Below are 9,840 nucleotides of genomic sequence, written 5' to 3'. Positions count from 1 at the left end.
CGCCGCGTGCGGCCCGCACCGAGCCGAGGGCCGACGCCGCCGCGCGTGCGCGCGCGGCCGCGCCGTCGCGCGACGCCCCAGCCGCAGCCGCACCGGCGGCCGCAGTGGCCACCGGTGTCGTGCAGCTGGCGATCAGCCCGTGGGGCGAGGTCGAGGTCGACGGCCGCAGCGTCGGCACGGCGCCGCCGCTGACGCGGCTGACGTTGACCGAAGGCAAGCACACGATCACGGTACGCAACGCCGACTTCGAGCCGCAGACCTTCACCGTCGACGTCCAGGCCGACAAGCCGGCGCAGGTCAAGCACCGCTTCGGACTCTGAACGACCCGCATGAAGCACCGCCTCGTCCCGATCGCTGCCGTCGTCGCCGCCGCGCTGCTGGCGGCCGGTTGCGCCGCGCCGACGCCGCCCGCCCCTTCGGGACTGGCCGAGCTGATGGAGCGCCCTGCCGAGCGCGCACTGTTCGAGGGCATCCGCCTGTACGACGACGCGCAGTACCCGCAGGCCGAAGCCGCGCTGCGCCGCGCGCTCGACGCGGGGCTGGCCAGCGGCCGCGACCGCGCGACGGCGCACAAGCTGCTGGCCTTCATCACCTGCACCAGCGAGCGCATCGCCGAGTGCGAAGCCGCGTTCGTCGCCGCGCGACAGGCCGACCCGGCGTTCGCGCTCAGCCGCTCCGAGCAGGGCCACCCGCTGTGGGGCCCGGTGTACCGGCGCGTGCTGCCCTGAGTGCCGGCGTCAGCGCGCGAGCGCGGCGCGCAGCGCGTCGCGGTACGCCGCGAAGGCCGGCAGGTCGTTGTGTCCGCCGCCGTGCACGCGCGCCAGCGTCGCGTGCGGCGCGACGCGCTGCAGCCGCTCGCTGTGCGCGAACGCGATCACGTCGTCGGCGTCGCCGTGGATCAGCCACACCGGTGCCGTGACGCGTGCGAGCGCTTCGTCGGTGCGCAGTGGGTAGCGCAACAGCGCCTGCGGTACCCACGGGTAGTACTCGGCGGCGAGCGCACGGCCGCTCTCGTACGGTGCGATCAGCACCAGCGCGTCGGGCTGCACCTCGGCGGCGAGCGAGGCGGCCAGCGCCGCCCCGAGCGACTGGCCGACGATCACGCGCGGGCGGCCCTCGTAGCGCGGCGCGACCGCGGCCCACGCGGCGCGCACGTCGGCGTGCAGCTGCGCCTCGCTGTCGATGCGGCCGCTGCTCTTGCCGTAGCCGCGGTAATCGGGCATGAACAGGTCGTGACCGGCGCGGCGGTAGAAGCCGACGTCGGCAAACCAGCCGTCGAGGTTGCCGGCGTTGCCGTGCAGGAAGAACACGAGGCCCGCCGGCGCCGGCAGCTGCAGGTGCAGCGCGTGCAGCCGCGCGCCGGGCACGTCGACCCAGGCCTCGTGCACGTCGGTGCCGAACGCGAAGCGGTGCGCGGCCGGCAGCGGCTGCGGCATGAAGATCAGCCGCTCCTGCGCCGCCCACAGCAGCGCAAGCACCGCGGCATAAGCGCCGGCGGCGACCGCCGCGAACCCGATCCACATCGCCGGCGGCCGCGGCTTCAAGCCGCGGCGCGCGCCGCCTGCAGCCGCGGGTGCATCACGCGGAACCACAGCGGCGGCACCGACGCGAGGAACAGGCAGCCGGCGTAGCCGGTGGGCAGTTGCGGGCCCGGCAGCGCGGCCAGCGTGGGGTATGGCTTCCACGCGTGCAGGTGGTGGTCGCTGTGGCGCTGCAGGTTGGCGATGAAGCAGTTGGTGAGCGCGTGGTCGGCGTTCCACGCGTGCTGCACGCCGAACGGCTCGCGCCGGCCGCCTTCGCCGATGCGCCGCTCGAGCCCGTAGTGCTCGACGTAGTTGATTGCCTCGAGCAGGAACACCGCGTAGGCCGCCTGCACGAGCCAGAACAGCAGCGCTGCGCCGCCGCCGAACGCGGCCAGCGCCGCGAGCAGCGCCAGCTGCGCCAGCGTGGCCCACGCGAGCGCGCTGCGGTGCCAGCCGCGCCGCAGGCGCGCGAGCTGCTGCGCCTCGAGCCGCCACGCGCTCGCAAAGCTGCCCACCAGCGTGCGCGGCAGGAAGCGCCAAAGGCTCTCGCCGTAGCGCGCAGTGGCCGGGTCGTCGCGCGTGGCCGCGCGCGGGTGGTGACCGCGGTAGTGCTCGACCATGAAGTGCGCATACAGCACGCTGCCCATCAGCAGCCAGCCGAGCGCGCGGTCGAGCCTGGACTTCGAGTGGCCGAGCTCGTGCGCGAACGTGATGCCCTGGCTGCCGGTGACCCCGCCCACGCCGAGCCCGAGCGCGACGACGGCCCACCACGAACCGCCGCCGTCGACGTGGCGCACCGCCAGCGCGACGCCGAGCGCGAGCAGCAGCGCCTGCCACAGCACGTGCGCGCGCAGCACGGCGACGAATCCGGGCGTGGCCGACGCCGCCGGCGGCGGCGACGTCCAGCGCGGCGCGGCGCGCTCGACCAGCGCGAGCACGACCTGGAAGCCGAGCGCGGCGGCCCACGCGGCCCAAGGCGTGCGCCACGCCGCCACGCCGACCGCCAGCGGCATCAGCCACGCGAGCATGAAGCGCGCGGGCGACGCGGGAGTCGAGGCCGTGGTCGTCACCGTACGATGATGCGCGCCGCGCGCGCCACGCGTCAATGCGGGCTCGCCGCGCACGGGGCGCGGCCGCCGCAGCGTCTTCGATAGCGTCTTCGATAATCGGCCGATGAATCCGCTGCTGCAGCGCCTGCACCCCTACCCGTTCGAGCGCCTGCGCGAGCTCACGCGCGACATCGTGCCGTCGCCGGCGCACCGGCCGATCAGCCTGGGCATCGGCGAGCCCAAGCACCCGACGCCGCCACTCGTCGAGTGCGCGCTGGTCGGCGCGCTGCAGGGGCTGTCGAGCTACCCGGCCACCGCCGGCACGCCGGCGCTGCGCGAAGCGATCGCCGGCTGGGTGCAGCGCCGCTACGGCGTCGCGCTCGACCCGGCGACGCAGGTGCTGCCGGTCAACGGCTCGCGCGAGGCGCTGTTCGCGTTCGCGCAGGCCGTCGTCGACGCGTCGCGGCCGGGGGCCACCGTCGTCGTGCCGAACCCGTTCTACCAGATCTACGAGGGCGCGGCGCTGCTCGCCGGCGCACAGGTGGCCTACGCGAACAGCGACCCGGCGCGCAACTTCGCCGTCGACTGGAGCGGCATCGACGAGGCGACCTGGGCGCGCACGCAACTGCTGTACGTCTGCTCGCCGGGCAACCCGACCGGCGCCGTGATGCCGCTGGTGGAATGGCAGCGGCTGTTCGAGCTGAGCGACCGCCACGGCTTCGTGATCGCCAGCGACGAGTGCTACTCGGAGATCTACTTCGGCGACGAGCCGCCGCTGGGGGCGCTGCAGGCCGCGAACGCGCTCGGGCGCGACCGCTTCGAGCGGCTGGTCGTGTTCACGAGCCTGTCCAAGCGCAGCAACGTGCCCGGGATGCGCTCGGGCTTCGTCGCCGGCGACGCCGCGCTGCTGAAGGACTTCCTGCTGTACCGCACCTACCACGGCAGCGCGATGAGCCTGCCGGTGCAGGCGGCCAGCATCGCCGCGTGGAACGACGAGGCGCACGTGCGCGACAACCGTGTGCAATACCGCCTCAAGTTCGAGCGCGTCACGCCGATGCTCGCCGACGTGCTCGACGTGAAACTGCCCGACGCCGGCTTCTACCTGTGGGCCGGCGTGCCGGGGGCCGACGACGTCGCGTTCGCCCGTGGACTGCTCGCTCAATACAATGTCGCCGTCCTTCCCGGCAGCCTGCTCGCGCGCAGCGCGCGTGGCGTCAACCCCGGCGCCGGGCGCATCCGCATGGCGCTGGTGGCGCCGCTCGACGAGTGCGTCGAAGCCGCCGAGCGCATCGTCGCCTACACCCGAGCCCATCTGACATGAGCCAAGACCTCCAGTCCGTCATCGACCGCGCCTGGGACGAGCGCGCCCACCTGCCCGCCGCCGCGACGCCCGAGCTGCGCGAGGCCGTCGAGCAGGCCATCGCCGACCTCAACGCCGGGCGGCGCCGCGTCGCCGAGCGCCAGGGCGTCGGCCGGTGGACCGTCAACCAGTGGCTGAAGAAGGCGGTGCTGCTGAGCTTTCGCCTCAACGACAACGTCGCGATGCACGCGGGCGACCTGGCCTTCTTCGACAAGGTGCCGACGAAGTTCTCGCACCTCGACGAGGCGCAGATGCGCGCCGCCGGCGTGCGCGTCGTGCCGCCGGCGGTCGCGCGCCGCGGCAGCTACCTGGCCAAGAACGTCGTGCTGATGCCCAGCTACGTCAACATCGGCGCCTACGTCGACGAGGGCACGATGGTCGACACCTGGGCCACCGTCGGCTCGTGCGCGCAGATCGGCAAGAACGTGCACCTGTCGGGCGGCGTGGGCATCGGCGGCGTGCTCGAGCCGCTGCAGGCCAACCCGACGATCATCGAGGACAACTGCTTCATCGGCGCGCGCAGCGAGATCGTCGAAGGCGTGATCGTCGAGGAGAACTCGGTGATCTCGATGGGCGTCTACATCGGCCAGAGCACCAAGATCTACGATCGCGCCACCGGCGAGGTGATCTACGGCCGCGTGCCGGCGGGCTCCGTCGTCGTCAGCGGCTCGCTGCCGTCGGCCGACGGCAAGTACAGCCTGTACTGCGCCGTCATCGTCAAGAAGGTCGACGCGCAGACGCGCGCGAAGACCAGCATCAACGAGCTGCTGCGCGCCTGAGACGCGCGACGGCCGCGAAAGGATCGCCATGAGCAGCGCCGGCAACATGGAACGCGTGCTCCGCCTGATGGCGGAGAAGAACGCGTCGGACGTGTACCTGTCGGCCAACACGCCGATCCTGATCAAGATCGCCGGCCAGATCCTGCCGGTGTCGGACCAGGTGCTGACGCCGTCGCAGCCGCGCCAGCTGCTCGCCGAGCTGCTGACGCCGCACCAGCTCGAGGAGCTCGACGACACCGGCGAGCTCAATTGCGCAATCGGCCTGCCCAAGGTCGGCAGCTTCCGGCTGTCGGCGTTCCGCCAGCGCGGCTCGATCGCCGCCGTGTTCCGCTGCATCCCGTTCCAGATCCCGTCGCTCGACTCGCTCGGCGTGCCCGAGATCCTGTCGCAGCTCGTGCTCGAGAAGCGCGGCCTGATCCTGATGGTCGGCGCCACCGGCACCGGCAAGAGCACGACGCTGGCCGCGATGCTCGAGAAGCGCAACCAGGAGATGACGGGCCACATCCTGACGATCGAGGACCCGATCGAGTTCCTGTTCACGAACAAGAAGAGCGTCGTCAACCAGCGCGAGGTCGGCCGCGACACGCAGAGCCTGCAGGTGGCGCTGAAGAACGCGCTGCGCCAGGCGCCCGACGTGATCCTGATCGGCGAGATCCGCGACCGCGAGACGATGACGTCGGCGATCTCGTACTCGCTGTCGGGCCACCTCGTGCTCGCGACGCTGCATGCGAACAACAGCTACCACGCACTCGGGCGCATCCTGTCGTTCTACCCGCCCGAGGCGCGCCCGTCGCTGCTGGCGGACCTCGCGTCGGGGCTGAAGGCCATCGTCTCGCAGCGGCTGATCCGTGCGGTGGCGGGCGGCCGCATCCCGGCCGTCGAGGTGCTGCTCAACACGCAGCTCGTCTCCGAGCTGATCGCGCAGGGCGACCTCGCCGGCGTCAAGGAAGCGATGGAGAAGTCGCTCGCCGAAGGCTCGCAGACCTTCGAGGAAGACCTCGCGAAGCTGATCGAGAAGGGCAAGATCACACGCGACGACGGGCTGGCGTTCTCCGACTCGCCGAGCAACCTGATGTGGCGGCTGCAGAACGACACCAGCGCGATCTCGCGCGTGGCACCGAAGGCCGCCGCCCCCGAGCCCGACGGGCCGTCGTTCACCGAGATCACGCTCGACGTGCGCCCCGAGGAGCCGCGCTCGATCGCCGGCATGAAGCTGCCGCCGCTGCCGCCCGAGCGGCGATGACGCACCCCGCCCGCGACCCGCACGCCGCGCTGCGGCTGGCCGAGGCGTTGATCGCGCGCCCGTCGGTCACGCCCGACGACGCCGGCTGCCAGACGCTGATCGGCGAGCGCCTGCGCGCGATTGGCTTCGTGTGCGAGACGCTGCTGCGCGGCCCCGACGACTTCCGCGTCACGAACCTGTGGGCGATCCGACGCGGTGCCCGGCCCGGCCCGACGCTCGCCTTCGCGGGGCACACCGACGTCGTGCCGCCGGGGCCGCTGGCGCAGTGGACGAGCGACCCGTTCACGCCGTCGCACCGCGGCGGCAGGCTGTACGGGCGCGGCGCCGCCGACATGAAGAGCTCGCTCGCGGCGATGGTCGTCGCCGTCGAGGACTTCGTCGCCGCGCACCCCGACCACGCCGGGCGCATCGCGTTCCTGATCACCAGCGACGAGGAGGGCCCGTCGGTCGACGGCACGGTGCGACTCGTCGAGTGGCTGCAGCAGCGCGGCGAGCGGCTCGACGCGTGCATCGTCGGCGAGCCGACCTCGGTCGAGCGGCTCGGCGACACGATCAAGAACGGCCGCCGCGGCTCGCTCAGCGGCCGGCTGCGCGTGATCGGCGTGCAGGGCCACGTCGCGTACCCGCAGCTCGCGCGCAACCCGATCCACCAGCTCGCGCCGGCGCTGGCCGAGCTGGTGGCGATCGAATGGGACCGCGGCAACGACCACTTCCCGCCGACGACGTTCCAGGTCAGCAACGTGCACGGCGGCACCGGCGCGACGAACGTCATTCCCGGCGACGTCGTCGTCGACTTCAACTTCCGCTTCAGCACCGAGTCGACGCCGCAGCAGCTGCGCGAGCGCGTGCACGGCGTGCTCGACCGCCACGGCCTGCAGTACGCGCTCGACTGGACGCTCGGCGGCGAGCCGTTCCTGACGCCGCCGGGCCCGCTCAGCGACGCGCTCACCGCGGCGATCCGCGCCGCCACCGGCGTGTCGCCCGAGCTGTCGACCACCGGCGGCACGTCCGACGGCCGCTTCATCGCGCGGATCTGCCCGCAGGTCGTCGAGTTCGGCCCCGTCAACGCGAGCATCCACAAGATCGACGAACACGTCGACGCCGCGAGCGTCGACACGCTGGCCGCGATCTACCGCGGCACGCTGGAGCGCCTGCTGGCATGACGCTGATCGACGCCGTGCGCGCCGCCAGCGCCCGCCTCGAGAAGGCGGGCGTTTGCTTTGGCCACGGCACGACCAACGCGTGGGACGAGGCCGTGTGGCTCGTGTTGTGGCGCCTGGGGCTGCCGCTCGACGACCTCGACGGCGTCGCGCAGCGCGAGCTGACGCCCGCCGAGCAGCGCGCCGTCGACGCGCTGATCGACGAGCGCATCGCCACCCGCAAGCCCGCGGCCTACCTCACCGGCGAGGCCTGGCTGCAGGGCGTGCCGTTCACGGTCGACGAGCGCGTCATCGTGCCGCGCTCGCTGATCGCCGAAGCGATCGCCGACGGCACGATCGACCCGTGGCTGAGCGCGCACACGCGCCGCGTGCTCGACCTGTGCACCGGCAACGGCAGCCTCGCGGTGCTGGCCGCGATGGCGTGGCCCGAGGTCACCGTCGACGCGGCCGACCTCAGCGCCGACGCACTCGCAGTGGCCAGGATCAACGTCGAGCGCCACGGCCTGGCCGACCGCATCGCGCTGTTCCATGGCGACGGGCTGGCCGCGGTCGGCGGCCGGCGCTACGACCTGATCCTGTGCAACCCGCCGTACGTCAACGCGCAATCGATGGCGACGCTGCCGCCCGAGTACCGCGCCGAGCCGGCACTGGCGCTGGCCGGCGGCGCCGACGGGATGGACTTCGTGCGCACGCTGCTGCGCGACGCGCCGGCGCACCTGAACGACGACGGCGTGCTCGTGCTCGAGATCGGGCACGAGCGCGCGCACTTCGAGCACGCGTTCCCGCATCTCGAACCGGTGTGGCTGCCGACCAGCGCCGGCGACGATCAGGTGCTGCTGCTCGAACGCGGCTCGCTCGTCGACGCATCGGCGTCCCACACGTAAACGCCGACCCCGCTGGTCTTCGCGTGGCGTTTGGCCTTGGCCGCGGCGTTGGCGACTTCCGCAGCCGCGCGGAACCGCCCCGGCGCGATCCGAAGCACCCCGAGCGCCAGCGTCGTGCAGGGGTGGAAGCGCACGACGCCATCGCGGTCTTCGGCCCGGATGCCCCCTGCCGCGAGGTCGTCGGGATCGAACAAATCGCGCGCGCGGGCGTTGAACTGATCGACGATCGTGCGGCAACGGGCCTGCCAGTCGCCGCTCTGGAACACGACGACGAAGTCGTCACCGCCCACGTGACCGACGAAGTCGCGGTCGGCCTCGACGTGGGTCAGCAGCACCTGGGCGAGCAGGCGGATCATCTCGTCGCCGCGCCAGTAGCCGTAGTGGTCGTTGTAGGGCTTGAAGTGGTTCAGGTCGGCGTAGGCGACGGCGAACGGTGCGCCACGCTCGAGCAGGCGTTCGACATGCTGCGTGATCGGGATGTTGCCGGGCAGGAAGGTCAGCGGGTTGGCGTGGCGCGCCGCCTCGATGCGCGCCTCGGTCACCGCACGCACGAGTTGCTCGCCGGTGCCCAGACCGCGGTAGCGCCCGCCCTCGGTCAGGATGAAGCCCTGCGACAGGTAGCGCTGGTCGGACGAGGTCAGCACCGCAATCAGGTCGTCGACCTGCGCGTGCACGTCCAGGCACAGCGGGTGCGTGTTCGCGTGCAGCATCGCCGGGCGGCGACCATACAGTTCCTTGAAGAAGGGGCGCGCATACTGCGCGATGAATTCGCTGCGCACCAGCAGTCCGCAGGGCCGGTCGGCGTCGACGATCGCCAGTGCGGGCAGGTCCGCGCGGCGTTCGAAGGCCGCGAACACCTCGTCGTGCGTCGCCGTCACGGGCAGCGCCGGGGCGTCGATCAGCAGCCGTGACGCCGACCAGCCGCGGTTGCCCACGCGCTGACGCTGCGGCAGCACGGCGATGGCGTGGTCGGCGAGCACCTGCGCCGCCTCGCATTCGATCGCCTCGCGCAGCTGCGCTGCCGGCCGTCCGAGGAAGTACCCCTGTACCAGCGGCACGCCCAGGTCGCGCACGGCGCGCAGCTCGGCAGCGGTCTCGACGCCTTCGGCCACGAGCTGCGCACCGAAAGTCTCGGCCAGCTGCTGCAGCGCGCGAAACGTCTGCACCTTGTCGCCGTTGCTGCCGACGTCGCGTGTGAAATAGCGGTCGATCTTGACGATCTCCGGCTTGATCTGCGACCACAGCCTCAGGCTGGATCGGCCGTCGCCGAAGTCGTCGAGCGCCACGCCGATGCGTGCCCGGCACAGTTGCTCGGTCGCCTCGACCAGCGCGTCGACGTCGCGCACGTGCTCGTGCTCGGTCAGCTCCACGACCAGCGCCTCGCTGGCCACGCCCTGCGTACGCAGCAGGTCGAGCATGCGGCGCAGCTGACCGTCAGCCAGCGCCGCCAGCAGCGCCGCCGCGCTGAGGTTGACCAGCAGACGCCCGCGCGCGCCCTGCGCGATCCAACCGGAAAGCGCCGCCCGCACACAGGCGAGCTCGAGCGCTTCGGTGACCCCTTCGGCGCGGGCCGCCTGGAAGAGCGCCTCGGGGCCTGGCCACCGGCATCCGGGTGGCGTGCGCACGAGCGCCTCGTGACCATAGACGCTGCCATCGCGGCTGAGCACGATCGGCTGGTAGTGCATCAGCAGAGCGCGGCGTTCGACCAGCTCGCGAACGCTGCGCACATCCTTCGTCGCCGCGGACCAGGTATTGGGGTCCATCGCCACCCTCTTTACACACCCACTTCGGATATCGATATCGGCACCCCCGAAGGCCGCTTGAGGACGCTGGGTGCGGTGC

General features: G+C 72.3%; 10 protein-coding genes. 7 read left to right on the top strand and 3 right to left on the bottom strand.

Going from position 1 to position 9,840, the window contains the following annotated elements:
• Both MOJ79_RS15420 and MOJ79_RS15415 read left to right on the top strand, forming a co-directional pair.
• Positions 1 to 320 (top strand): PEGA domain-containing protein (locus MOJ79_RS15420; RefSeq protein WP_241924954.1); only part of this gene is annotated, 320 nt, incomplete at its 5' end.
• Between the two features lie 9 nt (positions 321 to 329).
• Positions 330 to 728 carry a TssQ family T6SS-associated lipoprotein gene (locus tag MOJ79_RS15415; protein WP_241924953.1) on the top strand — a complete coding sequence of 133 codons (399 nt, stop codon included), beginning with the start codon at positions 330 to 332 and terminating at the stop codon, positions 726 to 728.
• A 9-nt stretch (positions 729 to 737) separates the two neighbouring features.
• Here the strand turns inward: MOJ79_RS15415 and MOJ79_RS15410 are convergent, their stop codons facing one another.
• A complete protein-coding gene (locus tag MOJ79_RS15410; protein WP_241924952.1) occupies positions 738 to 1,523 on the bottom strand; it encodes an alpha/beta hydrolase in 786 nt (261 codons plus the stop codon).
• A gap of 17 nt (positions 1,524 to 1,540) precedes the next feature.
• Complete coding sequence (locus MOJ79_RS15405) at positions 1,541 to 2,593, bottom strand: alkane 1-monooxygenase (protein WP_241924951.1); 1,053 nt, start codon at positions 2,591 to 2,593, stop codon at positions 1,541 to 1,543.
• 103 nt (positions 2,594 to 2,696) lie between these two features.
• On the opposite strand from MOJ79_RS15405, the gene dapC reads away from it, so the two are divergent.
• From dapC to prmB, 5 genes are read left to right on the top strand one after another with little or no spacing between them, the layout of a single operon-like run.
• Positions 2,697 to 3,893: a succinyldiaminopimelate transaminase gene (dapC, locus tag MOJ79_RS15400; protein ID WP_241924950.1), complete on the top strand. Its 1,197-nt coding sequence runs from the start codon at positions 2,697 to 2,699 to the stop codon at positions 3,891 to 3,893.
• Positions 3,890 to 4,711, top strand: a complete 822-nt coding sequence (dapD, locus tag MOJ79_RS15395; protein WP_119292251.1) for a 2,3,4,5-tetrahydropyridine-2,6-dicarboxylate N-succinyltransferase — start codon at positions 3,890 to 3,892, stop codon at positions 4,709 to 4,711. Before dapC ends, dapD begins: the two co-directional genes overlap by 4 nt.
• A gap of 46 nt (positions 4,712 to 4,757) precedes the next feature.
• Entirely contained in the window at positions 4,758 to 5,954 is a 1,197-nt protein-coding gene (locus tag MOJ79_RS15390) for a PilT/PilU family type 4a pilus ATPase (RefSeq protein ID WP_119292264.1), read from the top strand.
• Positions 5,951 to 7,117: a succinyl-diaminopimelate desuccinylase gene (gene dapE / locus MOJ79_RS15385; protein WP_241924949.1), complete on the top strand. Its 1,167-nt coding sequence runs from the start codon at positions 5,951 to 5,953 to the stop codon at positions 7,115 to 7,117. The genes MOJ79_RS15390 and dapE overlap by 4 nt, the downstream gene beginning before the upstream one ends.
• On the top strand, positions 7,114 to 7,998 hold the full coding sequence (prmB, locus tag MOJ79_RS15380; protein WP_241924948.1) for a 50S ribosomal protein L3 N(5)-glutamine methyltransferase: 885 nt from the start codon (positions 7,114 to 7,116) through the stop codon (positions 7,996 to 7,998). The genes dapE and prmB overlap by 4 nt, the downstream gene beginning before the upstream one ends.
• Here the strand turns inward: prmB and MOJ79_RS15375 are convergent.
• Positions 7,941 to 9,761 carry a GGDEF domain-containing protein gene (locus tag MOJ79_RS15375; RefSeq protein ID WP_241924947.1) on the bottom strand — a complete coding sequence of 607 codons (1,821 nt, stop codon included), beginning with the start codon at positions 9,759 to 9,761 and terminating at the stop codon, positions 7,941 to 7,943. The genes prmB and MOJ79_RS15375 overlap by 58 nt on opposite strands.
• Positions 9,762 to 9,840 lie beyond the last annotated feature (79 nt).

Source organism: Calidifontimicrobium sp. SYSU G02091, assembly GCF_022631395.1.
Taxonomy (GTDB): domain Bacteria; phylum Pseudomonadota; class Gammaproteobacteria; order Burkholderiales; family Burkholderiaceae_C; genus Calidifontimicrobium; species Calidifontimicrobium sediminis.
This window is presented reverse-complemented; position numbering and strand designations above follow the sequence as displayed.

Bases quoted from the DNA above. Each gene is read 5' to 3' on its own strand.
- MOJ79_RS15415 (WP_241924953.1), top strand. From the start codon at position 330: ATGAAGCACCGCCTCGTCCCGATCGCTGCCGTCGTCGCCGCCGCGCTG.
- MOJ79_RS15410 (WP_241924952.1), bottom strand. From the start codon at position 1,523: ATGTGGATCGGGTTCGCGGCGGTCGCCGCCGGCGCTTATGCCGCGGTG.
- dapC (WP_241924950.1), top strand. From the start codon at position 2,697: ATGAATCCGCTGCTGCAGCGCCTGCACCCCTACCCGTTCGAGCGCCTG.
- dapD (WP_119292251.1), top strand. From the start codon at position 3,890: ATGAGCCAAGACCTCCAGTCCGTCATCGACCGCGCCTGGGACGAGCGC.
- MOJ79_RS15390 (WP_119292264.1), top strand. From the start codon at position 4,758: ATGGAACGCGTGCTCCGCCTGATGGCGGAGAAGAACGCGTCGGACGTG.
- dapE (WP_241924949.1), top strand. From the start codon at position 5,951: ATGACGCACCCCGCCCGCGACCCGCACGCCGCGCTGCGGCTGGCCGAG.
- prmB (WP_241924948.1), top strand. From the start codon at position 7,114: ATGACGCTGATCGACGCCGTGCGCGCCGCCAGCGCCCGCCTCGAGAAG.
- MOJ79_RS15375 (WP_241924947.1), bottom strand. From the start codon at position 9,761: ATGGACCCCAATACCTGGTCCGCGGCGACGAAGGATGTGCGCAGCGTT.